Origin of the sequence: Aquimarina aggregata (assembly GCF_001632745.1) — a bacterium.
In the GTDB taxonomy this organism is placed as follows: Bacteria; Bacteroidota; Bacteroidia; order Flavobacteriales; family Flavobacteriaceae; genus Aquimarina; species Aquimarina aggregata.
In genome coordinates this window covers 300,302-324,013 of sequence record NZ_LQRT01000001.1, presented here as the reverse complement: position 1 = coordinate 324,013, position 23,712 = coordinate 300,302, and the positions used below count along the sequence as shown (strand labels likewise).

General features: G+C 33.4%; 16 protein-coding genes. 5 read left to right on the top strand and 11 right to left on the bottom strand.

Annotation, left to right across the window (positions count from 1 at the left end; genetic code table 11):
* Positions 1 to 47 precede the first annotated feature (47 nt).
* From galE to AWE51_RS01265, 9 genes are all read right to left on the bottom strand, one after another.
* A complete protein-coding gene (gene galE, locus AWE51_RS01305) occupies positions 48 to 1,064 on the bottom strand; it encodes a UDP-glucose 4-epimerase GalE (RefSeq protein WP_066308331.1) in 1,017 nt (338 codons plus the stop codon).
* 35 nt (positions 1,065 to 1,099) lie between these two features.
* On the bottom strand, positions 1,100 to 1,885 hold the full coding sequence (locus AWE51_RS01300) for an HAD-IIA family hydrolase (protein WP_066308330.1): 786 nt from the start codon (positions 1,883 to 1,885) through the stop codon (positions 1,100 to 1,102).
* A gap of 83 nt (positions 1,886 to 1,968) precedes the next feature.
* Positions 1,969 to 3,615 carry a solute:sodium symporter family transporter gene (locus tag AWE51_RS01295; RefSeq protein WP_066308328.1) on the bottom strand — a complete coding sequence of 549 codons (1,647 nt, stop codon included), beginning with the start codon at positions 3,613 to 3,615 and terminating at the stop codon, positions 1,969 to 1,971.
* 132 nt (positions 3,616 to 3,747) lie between these two features.
* A complete protein-coding gene (locus AWE51_RS01290; protein WP_066308325.1) occupies positions 3,748 to 5,508 on the bottom strand; it encodes a glycoside hydrolase family 36 protein in 1,761 nt (586 codons plus the stop codon).
* 66 nt (positions 5,509 to 5,574) lie between these two features.
* Positions 5,575 to 8,922: a VCBS repeat-containing protein gene (locus AWE51_RS01285; RefSeq protein WP_066308322.1), complete on the bottom strand. Its 3,348-nt coding sequence runs from the start codon at positions 8,920 to 8,922 to the stop codon at positions 5,575 to 5,577.
* Positions 8,923 to 9,019: 97 nt separating this feature from the next.
* On the bottom strand, positions 9,020 to 10,618 hold the full coding sequence (locus tag AWE51_RS01280) for a RagB/SusD family nutrient uptake outer membrane protein (protein WP_066308319.1): 1,599 nt from the start codon (positions 10,616 to 10,618) through the stop codon (positions 9,020 to 9,022).
* Between the two features lie 38 nt (positions 10,619 to 10,656).
* A complete protein-coding gene (locus tag AWE51_RS01275; protein ID WP_066308316.1) occupies positions 10,657 to 13,722 on the bottom strand; it encodes a SusC/RagA family TonB-linked outer membrane protein in 3,066 nt (1,021 codons plus the stop codon).
* 345 nt (positions 13,723 to 14,067) lie between these two features.
* The gene (locus AWE51_RS01270) at positions 14,068 to 15,084 is read right to left on the bottom strand and encodes a GntR family transcriptional regulator (RefSeq protein WP_066308315.1); all 1,017 of its coding nucleotides are present in this window, start codon (positions 15,082 to 15,084) and stop codon (positions 14,068 to 14,070) included.
* 35 nt (positions 15,085 to 15,119) lie between these two features.
* Positions 15,120 to 15,806 (bottom strand): NUDIX hydrolase, encoded by a 687-nt coding sequence (locus tag AWE51_RS01265; RefSeq protein WP_066308312.1) that lies wholly within the window; start codon positions 15,804 to 15,806, stop codon positions 15,120 to 15,122.
* Positions 15,807 to 15,965: 159 nt separating this feature from the next.
* Here AWE51_RS01265 and galK point away from each other — a divergent pair, with 159 nt between their 5' ends.
* Both galK and AWE51_RS01255 read left to right on the top strand, forming a co-directional pair.
* Entirely contained in the window at positions 15,966 to 17,138 is a 1,173-nt protein-coding gene (gene galK / locus AWE51_RS01260; RefSeq protein ID WP_082832266.1) for a galactokinase, read from the top strand.
* A 4-nt stretch (positions 17,139 to 17,142) separates the two neighbouring features.
* Complete coding sequence (locus AWE51_RS01255; protein ID WP_066308309.1) at positions 17,143 to 18,183, top strand: UDP-glucose--hexose-1-phosphate uridylyltransferase; 1,041 nt, start codon at positions 17,143 to 17,145, stop codon at positions 18,181 to 18,183.
* A gap of 11 nt (positions 18,184 to 18,194) precedes the next feature.
* On the opposite strand, the gene AWE51_RS01250 is transcribed toward AWE51_RS01255, so the two are convergent.
* Positions 18,195 to 18,650, bottom strand: a complete 456-nt coding sequence (locus AWE51_RS01250; protein ID WP_066308548.1) for a GAF domain-containing protein — start codon at positions 18,648 to 18,650, stop codon at positions 18,195 to 18,197.
* Positions 18,651 to 18,853: 203 nt separating this feature from the next.
* Here AWE51_RS01250 and AWE51_RS01245 point away from each other — a divergent pair, with 203 nt between their 5' ends.
* Together AWE51_RS01245 and AWE51_RS01240 are read left to right on the top strand one after the other, a co-directional pair.
* On the top strand, positions 18,854 to 19,387 hold the full coding sequence (locus AWE51_RS01245) for a DUF3347 domain-containing protein (RefSeq protein WP_066308307.1): 534 nt from the start codon (positions 18,854 to 18,856) through the stop codon (positions 19,385 to 19,387).
* A 165-nt stretch (positions 19,388 to 19,552) separates the two neighbouring features.
* Positions 19,553 to 20,311: a M15 family metallopeptidase gene (locus AWE51_RS01240; protein WP_232517318.1), complete on the top strand. Its 759-nt coding sequence runs from the start codon at positions 19,553 to 19,555 to the stop codon at positions 20,309 to 20,311.
* 136 nt (positions 20,312 to 20,447) lie between these two features.
* On the opposite strand, the gene aceB is transcribed toward AWE51_RS01240, so the two are convergent.
* Positions 20,448 to 22,046: a malate synthase A gene (gene aceB / locus AWE51_RS01235; RefSeq protein ID WP_066308304.1), complete on the bottom strand. Its 1,599-nt coding sequence runs from the start codon at positions 22,044 to 22,046 to the stop codon at positions 20,448 to 20,450.
* A 126-nt stretch (positions 22,047 to 22,172) separates the two neighbouring features.
* On the opposite strand from aceB, the gene AWE51_RS01230 reads away from it, so the two are divergent.
* Positions 22,173 to 23,648: a helix-turn-helix domain-containing protein gene (locus tag AWE51_RS01230; RefSeq protein ID WP_066308543.1), complete on the top strand. Its 1,476-nt coding sequence runs from the start codon at positions 22,173 to 22,175 to the stop codon at positions 23,646 to 23,648.
* The last annotated feature ends 64 nt before the right edge of the window (positions 23,649 to 23,712 follow it).

The following is a 23,712-nucleotide window of genomic DNA, read 5'->3' as shown; positions in this document are numbered from 1 at the left end:
TTTCTTCCGGATTTTTTTATTTTGAATATTGTGTAAATAGCTGTTCGTTAGCTTCTAACTTTCTGCTCCCATTTCCATGCAGAACTAAGCGAATCATCTAGATTACTTTCTGCTTTCCAACCTAGTTCTTCATTAGCCTTAGTAGTGTCAGCATATGCTGCTGTTATATCACCTTCTCTTCTAGCAACAATTTTATAGTTAAGTTTTTGTTTGGAAACTTTTTCAAAAGACTGGATAACTTCTAAGACGGTACTTCCTGTACCTGTACCTACATTAAAAACTTCGTAATTAGAATTGTTTTTATCTTCTAAAAGTCGTTGTAAGGCAATGACATGAGCTTTGGCAAGATCTACAACGTGAATGTAATCTCTAATACACGTTCCATCTTGTGTTGGATAATCATCTCCAAAAACAGAAAGTTGCTCTCGAAGCCCAATTGCAGTTTGAGTTATGTATGGAATAAGGTTTTGAGGAACTCCTATAGGTAATTCTCCTATTGCCGCTGTAGGGTGAGCACCGGTTGGATTAAAATAACGAAGTGCTATTGCTTTAAGGTTGGTATTTACTTTACAGGTGTCTCTAATAATTTCTTCTCCGATTTGTTTTGTATTCCCATAAGGAGATTCAGCTGCTTTTACAGGTGCATTTTCAGTAATAGGTAATTCGTCTGCTTGCCCATATACGGTACATGAAGAACTAAAGATAAAATTTGAAGAAGCTTTGATGCTTAGTTCTTGTAGTATATATACTAGTGTTGCAAGATTATTTTCGTAGTATAACAATGGGTTTTCTACACTTTCACCAACAGCTTTTGACGCAGCAAAGTGGATTACACCTTGCACATCATCATGACGCTTAAAAAAATCTTGAACCTTGCTTTTTTCTCTTAGATCAAACTGCTCAAAAATTGGTTCTTTTCCTGTAATCGAAGTAATTCCCTTAAGTACTTCTGGAGATGAGTTAGAACAGTTATCAATTATTACAACTTCGAACCCCTTGTTTTGTAATTCTACAACGGTATGAGATCCAATGAACCCTAACCCGCCTGTGACTAATACTTTCATCTATTATAATTTTTGTTTTATGAGCACTATGTTTTCTAATCAGTAAATTTTTTTATGACTGCATCTAGGTCTATTTCATCAAGTGATTCTATAATCATATCCGGAGTAAAAGCATAATTTGCAAGATCTTTCTTTTTAGAAACTCCTGACAATGTTAGTATCGTGTTGTACCCCATTTGTATCGAACCAAGAATATCAGTATCCATAGTATCGCCAATAACGATAGTTTCTGCTGTAGTTAAGCCTAATTTTTTTCTAGCTGCACGCATCATAACTGGGCTAGGTTTACCAACACTAAATGCTTTTTTTCCTGTGGCCTCTTCTATCATTGATACGATTGATTTAATCCCTAAATTGGACCAACCTTTTTTCTTTGGTGAAGGATCTAAATTAGTTGCGATAAGTTTGGCACCTGATAAAATCATGTCTACAGCGTTATTCGCCATCTCTAGAGTGAAATTTCTACCTTCGCCTACAACTACATAATCAGGATCTGAGGTTACTAAAGAATATCCGTTTTCATGTAAACTTGTTATCAAACCTCCTTCGCCTAAAATATAAGCAGTGCCGTTTGGTTTCATAAAACTTAAAAACCATGCTGTAGCCATGGCACTAGTATACACGTTGTCTTCTTTTATTGAAATCCCCATACCTAGTAACTTATTTACAGCGTCGATTGGTGATCGTTGGCTATTGTTAGTCATAAATAAAAAGGGGATCTCTCTGTCTTGAAGTGTTTTTATAAAAACATCTGCTCCTTTAATTAGTTCGTTTCCGTTATAAATGACACCATCCATGTCAATTAAAAAGCCTTTCCTCATTCTTCTTTTTTGTGGTTATAAATGACTTATGTTGTAAAAACAAAGTTATGGATTCACCACATAACAGAAAAGCTAATAGTGTATTAAAAAATTAAGTATGTACTTATAACCAGAACTGTAATTGCAGCCCCCGCTATAAATGCATACTTCCATGGGGTAACGTCTACATCATCTGTTATTTTTTGTACATAATCAGAATCTCTAGGATACAATTTTCCGATAATAAGCATAATACTAATGTTTAAGACAAATAAAATGGCCATTACATGAAGAAAATGAGGATATGCTTCTGCTTCTATAAGGCTTAGAGCATTTTCATCTGTAATACCTGAAGCTGTAGCTTTTTCTAAGGCATTGGCAACTAATATTGGTTTAATTGCAAATTGACTAATTAAATATAGCACAGAACCTGAAATCACTCCAATTTTTGCCGCAATTGGAGGAACGCGTTTGGTGAAAAAACCTATGACAATAACTGTTAAAATAGGAATGCTGTAGAATCCATTAAATTCTTGAATTCTTGCAAATAATCCATTGGGAGCGTCAAGTATAAAAGGAGCGAGTACCATACCAAATATACCAACAATTACTCCAAAAATTTTACCAGATTTAACAGCTTCCTGCTCATTGGCACTTTTCTTAAAATATTGTTTATATAGATCAAAGCCAAAAAGCGTAGCACTACTGTTTAAGACACTATTAAAAGAGCTTAAAACGGCTCCAAAAAGCACAGCAGCAAAAAAACCAACAAAAGCAGGGGGTAGTACTTTACGAACAAGTGATGGGTACGCCTCATCGGGGTTTGCTAAATTTCCATCAAACAAATGCCAAGCAATTATACCAGGAAGAACAACTATAACGGGTATTAAGAACTTAATTAATGCTGCTAATATCATCCCTTTTTGACCTTCTTTTAAGCTTTTTGCTCCAAAAACACGTTGTAGAATAGCTTGGTTGGTACCCCAATAGAACATTTGTACAAGCATCATTCCTGTAAAAATTGTACCAAAGGGTATTGATGCGGTTGGACCTCCTTGTACTTTAAATTTGTCTGGATTATGCTCCCATAGTGTGTTAACTCCATCGATCATAGAACCATCTCCCACCATAATAAGTCCAAAAACTGGAATTAATAATCCACCAGTCAATAAACCAACAGCATTAACGAGATCGGATACTGCTACGGCTTTTAGACCACCAAAAATGGCATATACCATACCTATAAGTCCTATAACCCATACGCACATCCATATAGCTGCTCGTTGCGAAATCCCTAGCATTCCAGGGATATCAAACATAGTACTAAATGCCAAAGAACCAGAATATAATACAGATGGTAATAATACTAAAGCATAGCCACTTAAAAATAATGCTGTAAGTATTGCTTTGGTCTGATGATCAAATCGTTTTTCTACATATTCGGGAATTGTAGTAATCCCACCTTTCATATAGCTGGGTAATAACCATATAGCGGTTATGATCATTGCAATAGCGGCTAGGGTTTCCCATGCCATTACCAGGATACCTTCAGAAAAAGCCTGCCCGTTAAGCCCTACAATTTGCTCTGCTGATAAGTTTGTCAATAATAATGATCCTGCAATTGTTATTGCCCCTAAGCTTCTTCCGCCTAGATAATAACCATCAGCCGATTTCTCGTCTGTACCTCTAGTTTTCCACCAAGCGTATATCGCCACGGCTAACGTAAATGCAATAAATGAAATGATTCCCATGAATAATGTTGTATTTAATAAAAGTTAAACTAAAATAGAGGTTTCGATATGATGTTTAGTATAGGCGTTTATATATAATTGGTATTATGTATATAGACTTTTATGAAATACTAATATAAAGCATTTCTGTGTTTATATGTTTTTTTCTAACTTAATTAGACCACAAGGAGGGACTTTTATTTGTACTACTCCTATAAGAATCATTACTTTGCAATCATTAATTTTTTTGCCAGTACAATCATATACAGAACAATTATAGGCTCCATGATTGTCGGTGCTGCTCAAAACTACTTTTTCGGTATTTTGCCCATTTATAATATCTATCCGATTTGTTTTCTCCTTAAAGTCAATGATATAATTATCATAAACTCCAATAATAGTTAGTTTTTCAGAACCTGCTTTTAAAATAGGGTAATTTGCTAATGGTTTTTGAGGTTCAAAATCGCCATTTAATAATATTTCTACATTTTCCCTCCAATACTGGGTGTAGAACTTTATCATAGCTAGTTCTTCATCTGAAGCTTCTTGTAGTAGAATAGAAAGTTGAGGCACTCCAAATAAAGTATTTACTAGTTGAAGGGCTTTAATTTCGAGTGGTTCGTTATGATGATAAGTGAACATATCACTGTGTACTGCAGTTCGACCAGATAGCATTTTGAGGTCTGCAATTCGTACACGATTCATAACAGAATCACCCGGACAGTCAAATGCTCTAAACATATTGCCGTATTTACGCATAGCAGGTCCTGTATACTTTTGTCTAAATTCGATCACTACCTCTGGGTTAATAGCATGCAATTCGGCCATTACATCAGTCATTAAACGATCTACAGCTAGATTTACAGAAGAAAAATCTCGTCCGTTTTCTTTGGTTAAAGTTGTACTAGGGTATACTTTAAACTCATCAATAAAATCAAGTTTAAATCCATCAATATTCCAATCTTTTAGTGCATTGGTGTACAATTGTATTAAATGCGCTCGAACTTCTGGATATCTGGGGTCAAATACAGGTGCCCATCGATGTTCTTCGGTAAGAAATTTACCTTGGAATTTTTGATATGCTTTAGAGTGTTTTCCGCAAAATGGAACTGAATACCACAACGCAAGTTTCATCCCTGTTTTATGAACAGATGCTACAAATTCTTGCATTTTAGGGATTCTTTCTGGTTGCCAATCTCCAGTAAAATCATATCCTCTATTTTCATCTTTGGTTTGCCAACCATCATCTAAAATGATTAATTCGTACCCTAGTTTTGAAGCAATTTCACATTCTTTAATAAGTTCATCGGTGTCTAATTTTTGATGAAACTGATACCATGTAGAATACACGGGTACTTTTGCTAAATCTGGAGTTTTAATAGGTTTAAGATGTTCAATATTACCCCACCAAGCACCAACATTATTTAGAGATTTAGAAAAATGCTGATCTTCCTCATCAACACGCAATTGTATTTGATATTCTCTTATATCATGGTGTCTTTCTTTAAATAAAGTAATATGACAATACATATAATTGTCCTCTTCTCTATATAACGCATTTAGTTCAGTTGTATTAATGGGATCAGAACAAGCAAACGTATGAATATTGTTGTCATCGTGTCCAAAAAGAGAAATTATAGGAGAGTCTACAGAAATTCTAGATTCCATATGATCTAATTCCCAGTCATCCATTATTCTTTTTGAAAAATCCGTAGTTGGTTTCCAAACTCCTTTTACATTAATTGCAGGTATTTTCCATTTTAGAGTGATAGGGTGTGGTGTGAAATTGGAGTCTGCATAACAGGTAATTGTATATATTGAAACCCCGTTGCTTTCATAGTTTGTGGTTATGGCTACATTGAACGCTTCAGTTTTTCCTATTACCTCAATATTGTGAGTAATTACATCCTTCATTTAGCATAGTTTTATTTCATTGACTTAGTGAGTCGAATTCACTGATGTCAATATTATTCTTTATGGTTAATTTTTTAAAGTGTACATTGAGTTTTTAAATACTCTAATACTATCATTGTTTTGTGTGGCAATTACTAGTTGTTCGTCATTCTTATTTTTGGTGGCTATGATATGATTTGATTGCTTTGGAACTAAAAAACCGCTCTCTGAATTTTTAAGAGGAATAAATCCATTTTTAGATCCCTTTAAGTAAATTCCAGTCATGGCATCATGTCTTCCGTAGTTTGCTTCTGCCGAATAATTGTTTCCTACGATCAATACGTCTTTAAAGCCATCGTTGTTAAAATCTTCGACTAAAAAATCATTAATAGGTGATAATTGACATACATCAGGTAAATTATGCACTACAAAAGTGTTGTTTCCAATGTTTTCTGCATAAATGGATTCAAAAATAGTAGCATTTAAGGTTTGTTTTTCTAGATCTGTTACATTTAATAGTTCTGTAAAAGAAACCTTTGCAAATTCACTGTAAGTGCCATATTTCTTTTTCAGAATTACCAGTTGTTTCATAATATCATCTCTGGTATGAATAGGTTTTAAAGCAATACCAGTATCAGTTTTAAAATACTGAGCCATTATTGGATCGATACTACCATTATTATCAAAATCTTCGGCATATACATATACGGGTTTGTTGAAAACAGGTTTGATAAAACCATTAACTCCTTGATTTCCGGCGATGATATCCTGATCTCCATCATTATCAAAATCAGCACTAGTAATAGTGTTCCACCATCCAGACATTTTAATGGCCTTTCCTTCGGTGTCTTGCCATTTTATTTTTATTTCTTTTGCTTGTTCGTTTTGGACGTTATATATAGTAATAGGCATCCATTGCCCCGCTACAATAAGTTCTTTTGAGCTAGTGTTATTAATGTTTTCCCAGATAGCATCAGTGACAATCCCTTTATGAGTAAAAGATATCTTATTATTAATAGATAACTCGCCATTAGTATTTGTTAAGATATAACTAGGGGTGTTAAGTGGATATTTACCAGGGGATACACCACCTCCTATAAATATATCTAAGTCTCCATCTTGATCGATATCGTTTGGTGTAATACAGGAAGTGTTAGTGGTGACATTTTCTAGTGCTGTTTTTGAAAGTGTATATTTTCCTGAGCCATCATTTAAGTAGATACGATCTTGTAATAAATCTATATTCGTTGCTGCATCTGTTCCACCACTGCCGATATATAAATCATGATCTCCATCATTATCTATATCTATAAAAAGAGTAGCAGTATCTTCATATTTAGATTCTAGTTCTTGGGTAAGAATATATGTTCCTTTATTATTCTCTTTAAAAAATTGACCAGTTTTATTCTTGCTTCCACCTATAAAAATTTCATCACCAGGAATGTTATTGATGTTGGCAGCAACAATACATGGGCCGTTCGAATTAAATTGATGGGGTAATAAGGATTGATATAAATAATCATTTAGAGGGTTTTCTTGATGTTTAAATGCTATACGATTATGTTCTCTAGTAAATAGTCTTTTTACTTCAGGAATTCTATTTTGTAAAGCAAGATTTGTTGGTTTTATAGTAATGACTTGATTACTTAAAACGTCTTTGATCACTGTTACATTTCCGGTAGGCCAAATCACTTGTAAAGAATCAATTTTGTTTGTGTTAACACCAAAATGAAGTACAGGTTCTACAGAAGAAAGGTATCCTCGTACTACAGATTGATAACGAACTTGTTTTTGTCCATTCTCCCATAGTGTTACTTTGGCTCCAATTGCTTTTTTGTTCTGAAGAGTACCTTCTAGTTTAATTCTTAAGTATTTTTTTTCTTTTTCAGTGCTGTGATTTTCTAAAAGAAAAGCAGGACTATTAATATTATTTGTTATTAAGTCTAGATCTCCATCCACGTCTAAATCTGCATAAACAGCTCCGTTAGAAAAGGAGTTTTTATCCTTTATCCAATCAGAAGAAACGTCATCAAACGCTATTGTGCCACTGTTTTGGTACATAACATTAGGAAGATGTATGCCGGGTAATTCGTCCACAAATTTTTTAAGTTTTTCTTTTCTGGCTTGTGGAGTTCCAAAGGTGTTATTTTGACCAGAGTAATTGATAAAATCTAAATCGGTTATATCTTTTACATATCCATTGGTAATATAAATATCTTTTTTGCCATCATTATCAAAATCTGCAATTAGCGGAGTCCAACTCCAATCTGTACTTGCTACACCAGATGCATATCCTATTTCTGATGTGGGTATTATCTTATTATTCGAAATACCGTTGTGTAGTTGAAGCGTATTGTGAATATATTGTGGAGTATAGCCGTTGCGTTGTGAAAGTAAATATTTGTCATAATTATTTAAACCAAGCATCTTTTTTTGTCTCTCGTAATCTTTTGGAAGCATATCTACAACCATAATGTCTGGAAGAGCGTCATTATCAATATCACTTACATCCACACCCATGGCATTATATGTTTGTTTAGATACGATTTGGTTATTCATTTCTTCAAAACCAAGATGTATGCCATCGCTATTTTTTCCTTTGTTTATGTAGATTAGATCATTAGTTATAAAATCATTACTTACATAAATATCGGGTAGGTTATCATTATTTAAATCATTTATTGCAATTCCTAAGCCGAACCCTTTATGTGTAATTCCTAAGCTATCTGATACATTAATGAATTGTGGTCTTTTAGTTTTTTTATGTATTCGATTTTCCATTAAATAATCCCCTAAGTGTTCAGGGAAATATTTTTTGGGTAGTGGAATATTTCTGTCTCTTTTTGTGTTTCCGTTATGAACTATGTATGCATCTAAATCGCCATCTTGATCATAATCAAAGAATACAGTTTGTTGGCTGTAATTACCATCGTCTAAACCATAAATAGAAGCTTGTTCTGTAAAAGTTGGGATACCATAGGAATTAAGGCCGTTATTTATAAATAATAGATTGTTGCAGTCGTTTTGGCAATCCGCACCGCCTACATTTAGATAAATGTCATCAAAGCCATCTGTATTAATGTCAATAATACTAACACCTGTGATCCAGGTATTTGTTGTGAAATTAGAGATTTCAGAAATATCTTTAAATTTCATACCACCAAGATTTAGGTATAGTTTACTAGAGACTTGGTTTCCAGTAAAAACGATATCGGGTAATTCGTCATTATTAAAATCACCAATTCCAACGCCTCCTCCGTTATAGCAATATTGAAAATCAATTACATTGATCTTATCATTTTCTGTAATTGTGTTTTCAAAGTGTATGTTTGAAGTATTTTGGGGGACATAGGTAAATAAGTATTGCTTCTTTTGTACGTTTTTACAACTTAGGAGTACAATGATAAATATGATATGATAAAAGAGTCTTTTCAAGAAGAAATAATAAGTTAGGTGGCTTTTTAATACCGGGCGAATCGATAAAGATTGGCCCGGTAACTAAAAACAAATACAATTATAATCAAACAATATTTTAGTAACCTGGGTTAGGTCTTAGGTTAGGATTAGCTTGTAATTCTGGTACAGGAATCCATATAAGTTCATCTTGTCCTACTGTAAAAACAGCGGTTGGGCCAGCTAATGATTTTGGATGACGTCCTGCAGCAATAGTAGAACCAGCACCTAGTACATCTTCTGCGATCCCCCAGCGTACTAAGTCAAAAAATCGATGTCCTTCTCCTGTTAGTTCCATGATACGCTCATCTATAATGGCTTGCTCTACTGCGGCTTTATCTAATGTTAATGCCAGCGGGGCAATGCCAGATCGTTCCCTTACTTGATTAATAAATGGAATCGCCTCGGCAGTTGCCATATTTTCATTAAGGGCTTCGGCAAGCATTAATAATACATCGGCATACCTAATGATTCTCCAGTTATTTCCTATGGTTTGTCCTAAAACAGGTATTTCTGCACGCATACCTTGCTCAAAACCAGCATATTTTTTGGTAAATAAGGCAGGAACGCCTACGTTACCCATTGGATCGGTTATGGTATTAGCAACTGCGATATCTGCAGCAAAATCTTCTGTAAAAGGTACTCCTCCGTATCCAGTGGCTCCTGGGTAATCAAACGCTATAGTTGCATTTCGTCTTACAGTATCACCATTATCTTCAAATACTTGTAAAATATGAGGATTTATAAAATGCCCATTATCAGGACTCAATTCTGGTGGAGAATAATCAATTAAATAATGACCTTGCGTTCCTGTTCCAGGAATATCTGTTCCCCAAATAAAATTATCTTGCCCTAAATACTGAAGTTCAAAAACAGATTCTTCATTATTTTCATTTTCTTCAGTAAAATTCTGTTCATATCTACTCGCAGGTAGTAAAGCATAACTAAAATCTGTTGTTACGGCTCTTAAGTCAGCTACGGCGTTAGGGTAATCTTTCATGTATAGATGTGTTTTTCCGCGTAGTGCAAGTGCTGAACCTGCAGTAGGTCTTCCTTTTTCTGCATCAGGCCATGAATTAGGTAATCTATTAAAAGCTTCGGTAAGATCATTAACGATAGCTTCATTTATAGCGGCCTGATTAGAAGGTTGGGGGAAGAAATCTTCTCTGGTTTTAGGTACTTTCATCACTAATGGTACATTTCCCCATAGATTAGCAAGATACCAATTCGCAAATGCTCTCATGAAATAGGCTTGCCCTAAAATTTCGTTTCTATCTGTCTCGCTAGGAACATTGGTTTCGTTGATTTTTTCAATAATGGTATTTGCTCTAAATATGGTTTGATATAATTGAGGAAACATGTCCGACGACCATCTCGCAATACCCGGTTGACCTTCTAGAGTCGACATTGTTGTGTTTTGCTGAAAAGGAACAATATTAAAGGCATCAGAGCGAAGTAGCGCTCCTGTGTGTATTACTCTTCCCCAAAAAAGTACTGCTGTTATGGGGTGGTACATTCCGTTTACGGCCAACCTAAAATCTGCATTGTTTTGAAAAAATTCAGGTTCTGCTACAGTATTTGGGTTCGAAAGGTCTAATTTATCTTCATTACAACCATTTACAACCAGCAGGAGACCTGTTAGTATTAAAATGGTGAAAAATTTATTTTTTGATTTCATAACTATATAGCTTAATTATTTTTTTATACATCTGTGTATCAAAAGGAAAATTGAAGTCCCATGATAAATGTTCTAGGTCTTGGTTGCGCTCTAACGTCTAAACCTCTACCCAAAATTGGGTTTGTTACATCTCTAAAGCCAAAGAAACCTGTATCAGCATCTGCTTGTGCCCCTGAAGTAGAACCTACTTCTGGATCGTATCCTGAATATCCAGTAATCACAAATACATTTTGCATATTGAAGAAAACTCTTCCGCTTTTAACCCATTCTGAGCCGATTACATCTGTTAAATCATACCCGATTTCTAAAGTTTTTAATCTGAAAAAAGAGCCGTCTTCTACAAAAAAGTCAGAAGGTAATTGGTTACCTGCGGGATCTAAGTTAGATACTCTTGGTATGTTGGTATCTGTGTTTGTGGGAGTAAATGCATCCCGTACTAACCCAAATTTATTATCATCAGCAAAGAATACTCCAAAAAATTTGGTAACATTATAAATCTCACTTCCTTGAACTCCGTTAAAAAATAAACCAAAATCAAATTTTTTGTAATTACCAGTAAAGTTAATACCATAAGTGAAATCTGGAGTAGGGTCACCAAGATTAGTTCTATCACTTTCGTCAATTCTACCATCACCATTAGTGTCTACCCTTCTAAAATCACCAGGTTGAAGTAATGCTCTTCTGTCTGGGTCATTGGCTAAAAATGGATCATTGTCTATTTCGGCTTGGCTATTATAAATTCCGTCAGTTTCAAATCCAAAGAAAAAACCTAAAGGTTGCCCTTCTTCGTATCGATTTACTCTTGTTTGTTCTTCATTAATGATCGGCCCAAGAATCGGGTTTGGAGCTTCGGTTAATTCGTTAGTAATAGCTGCTATATTTAGACCGATATCAAATGTAAAATCACTACCGGTATCATGTTTATAACTCGCTTCTAGTTCGAATCCTTTATTGTTAATAGCAGCCGCATTTTGGATAACAGGAGCTCCTGACCCTGTAGTAGACGGTATGTCTACAGCTAGTAATACGTCTTCATTGTTTCTGCTAAAATAATCTAAACTTAGCTTTATAGAATTATTAAACATGGTTAGATCGGCACCTATGTTTGTTGTTGCCGAGGTTTCAAAACTTATACTTTCATCTACCAAAGAAGTGATAGAGAAACCTTGGGCAGGATTATTAGCAAAAGCAACATTAGAAGTTGGATTTAAGACAGATTGGTATACATAATCTCCTATGTTTTGTGATCCTAATTCTCCATAACCACCTCTTAGTTTTAAGGTGTTTATAAATCCATCTTCTGGCCAAAAATCTTCTTCACTAACCACCCATCCTAAAGAAAAAGAAGGAAATACTCCGGTATTAAGATCATCATCTGAGGAAAATCTAGAAGTTGCATCTCTTCTTACGATACCAGTAAATAAATATCGATCTTTAAGTTTATAGTTTACCCTTGCATAATAAGAAAATAAACGTGATAAGAATTTACCTCCACCAGTGTTTTCTACCTGATCTGTAAAATTACCTATGTTTCTAATGTTATTACTTGGTAGTCCTTGAGCATAAACAGCAAGAGAATTGAAATCTACCTCCTGACGTGCTCCACCTAATAAAACATCAACTGAGTGATCACCAAATACTTTTTTATAATTAAGATTTGGCTCAACATTGGTTGATAAAATCTCTGCTCTCACTTCAGTAAGATCATTTGCTTCGTTTAAATTATTGGTAGCATCTGTGTTACTTTGAAAGAAAGTTGGTAGAAATGTATTACGATAGATGTTTTTATAATCTACACCAAAGTTTACTTTAGCGGTTAAACCATCAATAATTTCATAGGCAATATTAATATTACCCAATAAGTTACGTTCTGTATTTTCGTCATCTAATAGATTGGCAAGTGCAAATTTATTTGTACCACCTACACCATAAATATCGCCATCTACTGCTTCAAAACCTCCTTCGTTATTTGGATTAAATGCGTTAAGGATAGGTAATGTTGGACCTTGGTTACCAAAAGATTGGTTTCTGGTAAAGGTGTTTTCGGCAAATGCAAAAGATTCTTGAATTTTAAACTTTCCTATTTGAAATTGACTGTTTAGACGAGCATTTATTCTCTGGAAATCTTCACTAATCAACAAACCTTCTTCATTATAATAATTAGCAGAAAAGTAATACGAAGAATCGTCATTACCCGCAGAAATATTAAACCCATAATCTTGTATGGCTCCAGAATTAATAGTTAAATCTTGAAAATCGGTATCTATTCCTGGATCTACTATGTTTCCAGCGAGTCCGTCATTTACTCTTCTTTGATTTAGAAATTGAATGTATTCTGATCCGTTTAATAAATCTAATTCCTTAGCTTGGGTATTTATCCCGCCTCTAATATCAACATTAACTGTAGGAGACGAATTTTTTTTACCTCTATTTGTTGTAATTATAATTACTCCATTTGCAGCTCTTGTACCATAAATAGCAGCAGAGGTAGCATCTTTTAATACTTGTAAATCGATAATGTCTTTAGGGTTTAAGAAGACAATATCATCTACTACTGTACCATCAACTACGTATAACGGAAAAGAATTTGTTAAAGAGCTAACCCCTCTTACAAAAACATTTGTTGCACTACCAGGAGCTCCACCTGCACTTTCAACTTGCACACCAGCTAATTTACCTTGCAGAGCGGCGGTTGGGTTTGCTACAACTACTTGGGCGATATCTTTTGATTTTATCTGCGAAATTGCCCCAGTGACTTCTCGTTTTGACTGCGTACCATAACCTACAACTATAATTTCGTCTAAGGCCGCTGCATCTTCTTCTAATGTAACATCGATTATTGTCTGTCCCGCAACAGGAACTTCTTTGGTTATAAACCCAATATAACTAAAGACTAGAACAGCATCATTGTTCACATCTGATAATGTGTAGTTACCATCAAAATCTGTGGTTGTTCCATTTTGGGTCCCTTTTATTACAATGTTTACCCCAGGTAAAGGGCCTTGTGATTCAGTTACTGTACCAGTTACTGTTTGTTGTGAATAAACAGTAGTGATGAGCCCGAATAAAAACATTATAAAACCAGTGAATGTTTTTTGATCCATACGATTTGTGTTTGTTGATAAAAATTTAACTTCTTTAAGTATTTAGAAAGTGTATAAGTGTACTAGTATAATTCATGCTATGATACACTATGCTACTGTGCAAATATAGAATAATATTTTAGAAAAAATTAATTTTTATTTTACAAAATAAAGAATATCATATTTATTATGTTAAAATATTATGATTTTTTAACATCTGTTTTTTTAGGAATAGTAAGAAAATACTTTCTCTAGGAAAATTGAGTTATTGATTAACTGGTATTGATTTTCGGTGAAATGGCGTAAATCCCTTTCTTTTTGATTTTTAAGGGTTTATGCCTTTGATTGATTGTGTAAGCAAAAAAACTATAAAGAATTTCTTTGACGTAGATAGGTTGGTGTAATTTCTTGAATTAAATTACGTTCCTTGACAAAAGTTGCGGCTTTTTTTGCCATAATTTCAAAATCAGTCGAAATTGTTGTGATTCCTCCAAAAGCAATTTCTTTAATAATATTATCATTATAAGTAATAATACCAATATCAGTACCCATTCGGTACTCTGATTTTCGAGCATCTTTTAGTACTTTCCAAAGGTGGTTATCACCAATTGAGAAATATGCGGTCTTCTTTTTTAGTGTATTTGATTCATAATTTTCTACCACAGATCCATTTACATTATAGTCTTTTATAAATCTATTAAAAGCAGATAGGATTTGAGGTGGGTAATCTGATTTTTCTTTGAAGAAAAGTACAAAGCGATCATATTTTTTGATTCTTGGTGTTAGTTCAACTAACTTTTGATATGTGATATCTTCAAATTCTTGACTGATATATGAGTAATCTTTTGGCATTTTTAAATAGCGATCAATTAATAACAATCGATCAGCAGGTATTTTTTTCAAAAGAGGAGTTATTTCAGGAGCTTGTATAGGGGCAATTACATACATTCCATATTTACGCGAAATATTATCCATTATAGTTTTAAAAAGGGTAAGATTGGTGTGATGAAAGAATATATCGATATGATATTTTTTTCCTAACTCTTTTCTGAATGTGTTGTAAAAATCTTCCTGAAAGCTATGGTAGGCAAATAGTATTAAAGCAACTTTTAGTGTGACGTTCGTTTCTTCACTTATAATATAATATCCTTTTAGGTTTTTAGATTCTACCAGTCCTCGTTCTTTTAACTCGGTATATGCTTTTACAAATGTTTTTCGAGCATATCCAACTTCTGTTACCATTTGGTTGATAGATGGTAATTTGTCGCCAACTTTGAGAACTCCAGCATCTATAGCATCAATGATTCCTAATACGATTTGTTCATGCTTAGATATGGTGTGAATGTCCTGTAGGTTGTATATCTTTTCTAAAAGCGATTGCATTTTATTGTTTTTTTTATCAAAAATTTAGGTGGATATTATATTTCAAAATCAAATCCTGATTTTTGTAATTTTTTGTATTTGGTATGGTCAAATTTATAAAGGAAAGCACCTTTTTTAGAACCTGTTCGATCTTTTTCTTCTAATTTTATGATAATATCGAATGAAAGAATTTTTTTTCTAAAATTTCGAGGATCTAATTTCCTTCTATAAATCGCTTCATAAAGTTTTTGTAATTTGGGTAAAGTAAATTTCTTTGGTAATAGTTCAAACCCTATTGGTTTATATCGGGCAATCTGTTCGATACGTTTAAGAGCATCAATAGTCATCTCATTATGATCCAGTATTAATTCGGGAACGTTATCTATTTCATACCATTTAGCGCCCTTTTCTTCTACTAACTTGTTAATAGTGTCATTCACATAAATTAGTGCGTATTGGGCAACAGAAATACAACGATATCCAGGATCTCTATCAACAGAACTATATGTTTTTAGCTCTTTCATGTAAACGTTTTCTAAGCCAGTAAATTCTTTTAGAATTCGTATAGAAGCATCCGAAACACTTTCACCAATTTTTACAAAACTACCAATTAATGACAATGAGCCTATGAAAGGATCTATTTTTCTATTAAAAACTAGTAACTTTAATTTCTCATTATCAAAACCGAAAATTATACAATCCACGGCAACGTAAAATTTATCTTTATTACTATATAAGTCCATTGTGTGGTAAGTGTGTTTTCATGTATTTATTGGTTTTAATGACAAAATAAGGAAAAATATAGTTCTAATATAATAAACGTATTTTTTACATTTATTATATTTGTCTTTTTTTATAGAAAAAAACAGTGTAATTTCATTTTTGATGTTAAGAAATTTAAAATGGTAAAAGATAAATCTATTGAGGAAATGAGTGGAGAACATAAATCGTTTGTTTCAAATTTTAAGGAAGAGTTAAAAGTAGTGTCTCCAGGGCGAATTAATTTCATAGGGGAGCATACAGATTATAATAATGGCTTTGTGTTGCCTACGGCCATAGATAAAAAAATTGTATTTTCTTTTGAAGCTAATGGTTCAGAATCTCAATGTAATGTATATAGCGTTTCGTATGATAAACATTTAGTTTTTGATTTAGAGAATGTATCTCCTAGTACTGTAGAATGGGAGAATTATATCCTAGGCGTAATAAATGAATTACTTCAGATTACAAATGGGGTAAAAGGTTTTAACTGCATTGTAAAAAGTGAATTGCCAATTGGCGCGGGAGTAAGCTCTTCTGCTGCCTTAGAATGTGGTTTAGCTTTTGGGCTTAATGAGCTTTTTAATCTTGATTTACCAAAAATTGCTCTGGTAGAACTGTCACAAAGAGCTGAGCATACTTACGTTGGTACAAAATGTGGGATTATGGATCAATTTGCTTCGGTAATGAGTGAAGATCAAAAAGTCATTCTATTAGATTGTAAAAATCAAGAACATCGATTGATAGATGCTAATTTTGAACCGTATAAAATTTTATTATTGAATACAAATGTGTCACACAATCTGGCTTCTAGTGAGTACAATACACGTCGAGAAGAATGTGAAGAAGTAATTTCTGTAATCGCCAAAGAAAATAAACAGGTAAAATCCTTAAGAGATGTTACAAAGAGTTTATTAGATGAGTATAAAGATAAGTTGTCTTCTAAACTTTATGGAAGAGCATTGTATGTTATACAAGAGAATGATAGAGTTCTTCGGGCTTCAGAATGTTTAGAAAAAGGTGATTTAGAAATGTTTGGAAATCTCATGTATAAGTCACATAGAGGACTTCAGTATGAGTATGAAGTAAGTTGTAAAGAATTGGATTTTTTAGTTGATTTTTCAGAAGGCAATGACCAAATCATTGGATCTAGAATGATGGGTGGTGGTTTTGGTGGTTGTACAATCAATTTAATTCACAAAGATCACATAGATGCATATTTACCTGTTGTCAAAAAAGCATATAAAGAGCAATTTAATATTGATTTAACTTCGTTTATAACAGTACCGAGTCAAGGAACATCAATACAAAAATAAAATAATGCAAGATTTTAATGATAATCCTCATAAGAGATATAATATATTAACTGGAGAGTGGGTATTAGTATCACCCCACAGAACAAAAAGACCTTGGCAGGGAAAGAATGAAGAACCTGCAAAATTTTCTCAAGAATCTTATGATTCAGAATGTTACTTGTGCCCTACTAATACCAGAGCCAACGGAGAAGTAAATCCCGATTATAAGAAACCATATTCTTTTACCAACGATTTTGCGGCTTTACTAAAAGAAGTGCCAGAAGTAGATTTTACAGATGGTTTGTTAAAAGCTAAATCCGAGAGTGGTATTTGTAAAGTAATTTGTTTTTCTCCTAATCACGCGCTTACGCTGCCCGTAATGAAGGTAGAAGAAATTACTGATGTTGTACAATTGTGGCAGAAAGAGTTTCTTTTGTTAGGAGAATTAGAAGGTATAAATTATGTGCAAATCTTTGAAAATAAAGGAGCAGTAATGGGATGTAGTAATCCGCATCCGCATGGACAAATTTGGGCACAAAGATCTATTCCGGGCGAAATTTCGAAGAAAACAGAAAGACAAAAAGAGTTTTGGCAAACTCATAAAAAATCTCTTCTAGGAGCTTATTTAGATCAAGAATTGGCATTGAAGGAGAGAATTCTTATCGAAAATGATGATTTTGTTGCACTTGTACCATATTGGGCAGTTTGGCCTTATGAAACAATGATTATACCTCGTAGAAAGGTTAAGGATATAAGTGAATTAACAACAACAGAGGCGTATAATTTTGCAGAAATCATTAAAAAATTAACCACTAAGTACGATAATGTTTTTAAGACTTCATTTCCTTATTCTGCTGGGATTCATCAAGCTCCTACCGATGGTGGTTCATATGAAGAATGGCATATGCACATGTCTTTCTACCCACCATTATTAAGATCTTCAACAGTAAAGAAATTTATGGTGGGGTATGAAATGTTTGCAGATCCTCAAAGGGATATCACAGCAGAACAAGCAGCACAAAAGATTAGATCTCAAAGTGATGAGCATTATACTACTGTATTGTAATAATTTTAATGTTAAAGTATTTTAGAGACTTCTTGATTTACAAACTCTAGAAAGCGTTCGTCCTCTTTTTTAAATGGATCAATAGTGTCAGAATCAATATCGATCTGCCCTATGTTTTCGCCATTTTTAAATAATGGAACAACGATTTCAGATTTTACGTTAATGCTGCAGGCAATATAGTTGTCTTGTGCCTTTACATCAGGGACAACAAAGTTTTCGTTTGAAACAGCTACCTGACCACAAATTCCTTTGCCAAAAGGAATAATTACATGATCTGTTTCTAATCCAGCATAGGTGCGTAATTTTAATTCGTCTTTGTCTCCATTCTTAAAATAAAAACCTACCCAGTCATAGTGGTCAACGTTATCTTTTAAGAAATGACATATTTGATTAAGTCTTTCGGTTATTGATACATCTTCATTGGTAAGTATGCCCGTTACATCGGGTTTTAAATCTTCTAATTGCATTCCCTCAATTTTTCCGGCAAAAATATTTAAAATATTTAAAATCAAGGATTGTTTTTTATGATATTCTTTTGTTAAAAAATCCTAGTAAAAACCTAAAATAAGTTTAGCTCGTATGTATTTATAAAGTAAATTTACACATTTTTAAATACTAGGTTAAATAAAATATCTGAGATATAATACATAATATCAAAAGTTTAGAGCTTATGAGTAAATTGTTTAAAGTGTTGTCTTTTGTGATTGTAATATTATTTTTGTCCTGTAATAAGGATAAAAAAGAACCTGTTGTGGTAAACGGTAAAGTGGACCTTAATGCAACAGATTCGAAGTCAAAAGTAGATTTCTCTGATAAGAAAGTTCAAGAAATCTATGGTTTATATCTAGTTATGAAGGGGGCTTTGGTGAATTCTGATAGTAAGCAGGTGCAATTAGAATCAAAAAAACTACAAAATATTCTGGATGATTCGAAAGAGAATAAACAATTAAAAGCGACTGCAAAACTTATTTCTCTTACAAAGGATATTAAGAAACAAAGAGATTTTTTTGTGACCATTTCATCAGAGGTTGAGCTTAGAATTAGTAAAACAAAGATAAATTCAGGAGAGGTGTATAAACAATATTGTCCGATGGCTTTTGATGGAGCAGGAGGGTATTGGTTATCTGATTCTGAAGAGATACGAAATCCATATTTTGGAAAATCAATGCTTGTTTGTGGAGATGTAAAAAACACGTTTAAATAAATGGGTTGTAGAGTGTTATTATCAAGTAAAGTATATTTGTTTGGTAATTAATAAGAAATATTGATTATATTTAAAAGTACCAAGTCTGCTATTGTCAATTTTTTGAGGGAGAAATTGTGTTAAATGACTTGATATTGTTGTAATTGGGATAAAACAATAACGTTTATGGTAATTAGAAAACTAATGGCATTAATTTTCTTAATGATTTTAGTGTCGTGTACTACTACCGAGGTAGCTCCGGAAAGTCAAACAATGGCTCTTCTGGAGAAAGCTAAAGCACTGCGGTTGAGAGGAGAAAAAGTAGAACAGAGTTTGTATAGAAAAAAAGACTCTATAGAAGGTCTATCTGCGGGAGAAAGTGTTAGACGTGTGCAAGAGCGAAGTAACTTTGTGAATATTGCGAAAATATCTGATGACTTTGTATTTGATATGAAATACGCTACTAAGGATAATTTTCTTAAAAAGCAGGTGTATGATTGTGCTAAATGTTTGGTAAGAGATGAGGTGGCTAAGGCATTGATCGCAGCAAATAACGACTTACAAAAACAAGGGTATAGGATTAAGTTTTTTGATTGCTACCGACCACACAGTGTGCAGAAAAAAATGTGGAAAATATTTCCTAATCCGGGATATGTAGCAAACCCTAAAGGTGGCTCTATTCATAATAAAGGAGCAGCTGTTGATATTACTTTGGTTAGATCTGGCGGTGGAGCGATAGATATGGGTACAAAGTTTGATCATTTTGGAAAAAAAGCACACCATGCATATACTAAACTTTCTAAAGAAGTTCTTGCTAATCGTAAATTATTAAGAACTACTATGGAAAAACACGGTTTCAAAACAATAAAAACTGAATGGTGGCACTATAATTTTAAAAGCAATCAAGGCTATAAAATCTCGGATTTTAGATGGGATTGCGATTAAAAATACGATTAACAAAAATCGACACCTACATATAGCAGGTGCCGTTTTGAGCACAATTGTAAAATCGGAAAAAATTAGAATTGTTCAATTTCCATACTACCCTCCATAGTATTAGTAGATGATTTGTGTGATATTTTTATAAATATTGATATGTTTTAGTAGTTAAAAACTCTTCAAATTCATCAGAGGTAACTAGTTTATAAAATGTTTGTATTGCATTTTGATAATTCTCTGTTTCATATAATGTGTCTCCTACTTGTGTTTGGATAACTTTTAATTCATCTTCAAAAAAGATGTGAAATAGCGTGTTGTTAAATGTTCTTCCGTCTTCTAAGGATACTTCGTTTTTTAGCCATTGCCATAACTGTGTTCTGCTAATTTCTGCAGTGGCAGCATCTTCCATTAAGTTGTATAGGGCAACAGCACCGTTTCCGCTAAGCCAATTGGCAATATAATGGATTCCTACATTAATATTTTCTTGAATTCCTCTTTCTGTAATTGTGCCTTTAGGGATTTCCAGAAGATCATCTTCTGTGATTACAACATCATTACGCTTAACATGTATTTGATTAGATGTTGGCATGTGTTTGTCAAAAACCTGCATTGCTAATTTTACAAGCCCAGGATGTGCTACCCACGTACCATCGTGTCCGTTTTTTACCTCACGTTCTTTGTCAGCTTGAACTTTAGCAAAAGCTGCAGTATTCTTTTCTTCATTATTTTTAATTGGGATTTGAGCAGCCATTCCGCCAATAGCCAGGATATTTCTTTTATGGCATCTTTGTATAACTAATTTACTATAAGCATCCATAAAAGGGCTGGTCATTGTTACTTGTGCTCGATCGGGAACTACAAAACCTTTATGATTTCTTAATTTTTTAATATAACTAAAGATGTAATCCCATCTTCCGCAGTTTAACCCAACGATATGATCTTTTAGAGCATAGATAATCTCATCTAATTGAAAACTAGCAGTAATGGTTTCAACAAGAACGGTCACTTTTACACTACCAGACTCTATGCCAAGATATTCTTCTGAAAAATCAATGACATCGTTCCACCAGATGGCTTCTGTAAAATGCTCTAGTTTAGGTAAGTAATAATATGCGCCAGTACCATTTTCTTTTAATTGTTCGTTATTGTGAAATAGATAAAGTGCAAAATCAAATAAAGAGGCGCTTGTTTCTTGTTGTTTGATTAAAAGATGTTTTTCATTAAGGTGTAAACCTCTTGGGCGTACGATTAATGTTGCGGTTTTTTCTTTTAACTGATAGGTTTTGTCTCTTTTTGGATTGTAAAAGGAAATAGTTTTGTTGACAGCATCCTTAAGGTTTCTTTGTCCTTGAAGGCAGTTTTCCCAAAGCGGGGCATTACTATCTTCAAAATCGGCCATAAACGTTTTGGCTCCTGAATTTAAAGCATTAATGACCATCTTTCGGTCTACAGGACCTGTTATTTCGACTCTACGATCTTGTAGGTCTTCTGGAATTGGAGCAGCACACCATTCGCTATTGCGAATTTCTTTTGTGTTCTCCGGAAAAGATGGATACGTACCTAAATCAAACAACTGTTGTTGACACTCACGGTTTTTTAATAGCGTTAATCGTCTCTCATTAAAACGATCTTGTAAGGCTTCTAAAAAGGTCAGTGCACCATCAGTTAAGATTTCAGGATGGTAGTTTTTAACTTCTTTCGAGAAGCTAATTTTCTGACTAAGGTTTGTCTGTATTTCCATAACTATATCGTTTGAGTGAACAATATTAAAAAAAAGTTTTTAATAAAACAAGCGAACGTTCGCTAAAAGTGAATTTTTTCTTTTTTCCAGAATTACGCGAAAAGTGTTATTTTTGATATTATGGCAATAGCAGAAGAATATATTAGATTGATTTTTGGTCTGAAAATCAAGCAGATACGAACCGAAAAGGATTTATCCCTATTTGGCTTATCAAAGTTGTGTGGCTTATCAAAGTCGTACTTAAATGAAATTGAAAAGGGAAAAAAATACCCAAAAACAGATAAAATTATCAAACTTGCTGAGACACTAGATGTTCCATATGATAGTTTGGTTTCACTTAAATTGGATAAAAACTTAGCACCGATAGGTGAAATTTTGCAATCAGGAATATTAGATGAGATTCCCTTAGAGTTATTCGGGATACAACAAAGTGATCTTATTGATATAATAGCAAATGCTCCTTCTAAGGTGAATGCATTTATTAGTACGGTTATTGAGATTGCTCAGCACTACAATATGAGTAGAGAAGGCTTTTATTTGGCTTCTCTGCGCTCTTATCAAGAGGCTCATAATAACTTTTTTAAGGACTTTGAGGATAAGGCAATAAAATTTGCCAATTCGTATCAACTAAATCTTGATGGAAAAATAACTTCTGTTGAATTAGAGGAAATTTTAAAAGAAGAGTATGGGTATACCATTAATAATGAAGGTATCCCTGAAGAAGATGAATTGGATAATTTACGATCTGTATTTGTGCCTTCTACTAAAACACTTTTATTGTCTAATAGAGTAGATGAAGCTCAAAAGACGTTTATTTATGCCAAAGAATTGGGATATCAGTATTTAGAAATTAAAGAGAGGCCTTATACGTTTTCATGGATACGCTATGATAATTTTGAAGAGGTGTTGCATAATTTCTATGCCTCGTACTTTGCGGGAGCGCTCATTATTCCTAGAAATCATCTTAAGAAACATCTTAAGGAGCTTTTTGTGTTAAATAAATTTTCAGAGAAAGCATTTCATAAGGTTATGAAATTATATAATGCTTCTCCTGAATCTTTTTATCAACGACTTACGAATATTCTTCCTAAAGATTTCGGAATGCAAAATGTATTCTTTCTTAGGTTTACGCATAAGTTAGGAGTAGAAAAGTTTAATTTAGTTAAAGAACTGCATATTACGCATCAACAGCAACCTCATGCAAATGAGGTAAATGAGCATTATTGTAGACGTTGGATGGCTATTAAGACATTACAAAGGACTGCTAATAATGATTTAGAATATGCTTTTGATATTCAGATTTCTGATTATACAGATACTGACCAACAATACTTGGTGTTTACATCGGCAACAAAAGATCCTTTTAGAAAAGATTATTATAGAAGTATTGGGATAGGGTTTTTAATCTCATCTGCATTAGAGAAAAAAATAGGTTTTGTAAAAGACGCTAAAATACCAAAAGAACAGGTGGGTGTTACTTGTGAGTCATGTTCTATAATGGATTGTGAAGTAAGAGTTGCACCGCCAAAACGATTGTTGGCCAAGAAAAAACATAAGAAAACCGCAGCTTTAGTTCAGGAAATTGTAAAGAAATATTCTTAGACTATATTTTCAAAAAAACTGTTCATAATAGAAAGGCGGGATCATTTTGCTTAAAAGAGGAAGG

Coding starts and splice junctions, on each gene's coding strand:
- AWE51_RS01270 (WP_066308315.1), bottom strand. CDS start 15,084: ATGCAATCGCTTTTAGAAAAGATATACAACCTACAGGACATTCACACC.
- AWE51_RS01295 (WP_066308328.1), bottom strand. CDS start 3,615: ATGGGAATCATTTCATTTATTGCATTTACGTTAGCCGTGGCGATATAC.
- AWE51_RS01240 (WP_232517318.1), top strand. CDS start 19,553: ATGGTAATTAGAAAACTAATGGCATTAATTTTCTTAATGATTTTAGTG.
- AWE51_RS01250 (WP_066308548.1), bottom strand. CDS start 18,650: ATGCAATTAGAAGATTTAAAACCCGATGTAACGGGCATACTTACCAAT.
- galE (WP_066308331.1), bottom strand. CDS start 1,064: ATGAAAGTATTAGTCACAGGCGGGTTAGGGTTCATTGGATCTCATACC.
- AWE51_RS01255 (WP_066308309.1), top strand. CDS start 17,143: ATGCAAGATTTTAATGATAATCCTCATAAGAGATATAATATATTAACT.
- AWE51_RS01275 (WP_066308316.1), bottom strand. CDS start 13,722: ATGGATCAAAAAACATTCACTGGTTTTATAATGTTTTTATTCGGGCTC.
- AWE51_RS01300 (WP_066308330.1), bottom strand. CDS start 1,885: ATGAGGAAAGGCTTTTTAATTGACATGGATGGTGTCATTTATAACGGA.
- AWE51_RS01265 (WP_066308312.1), bottom strand. CDS start 15,806: ATGGACTTATATAGTAATAAAGATAAATTTTACGTTGCCGTGGATTGT.
- AWE51_RS01245 (WP_066308307.1), top strand. CDS start 18,854: ATGAGTAAATTGTTTAAAGTGTTGTCTTTTGTGATTGTAATATTATTT.
- galK (WP_082832266.1), top strand. CDS start 15,966: ATGGTAAAAGATAAATCTATTGAGGAAATGAGTGGAGAACATAAATCG.
- aceB (WP_066308304.1), bottom strand. CDS start 22,046: ATGGAAATACAGACAAACCTTAGTCAGAAAATTAGCTTCTCGAAAGAA.
- AWE51_RS01290 (WP_066308325.1), bottom strand. CDS start 5,508: ATGAAGGATGTAATTACTCACAATATTGAGGTAATAGGAAAAACTGAA.
- AWE51_RS01280 (WP_066308319.1), bottom strand. CDS start 10,618: ATGAAATCAAAAAATAAATTTTTCACCATTTTAATACTAACAGGTCTC.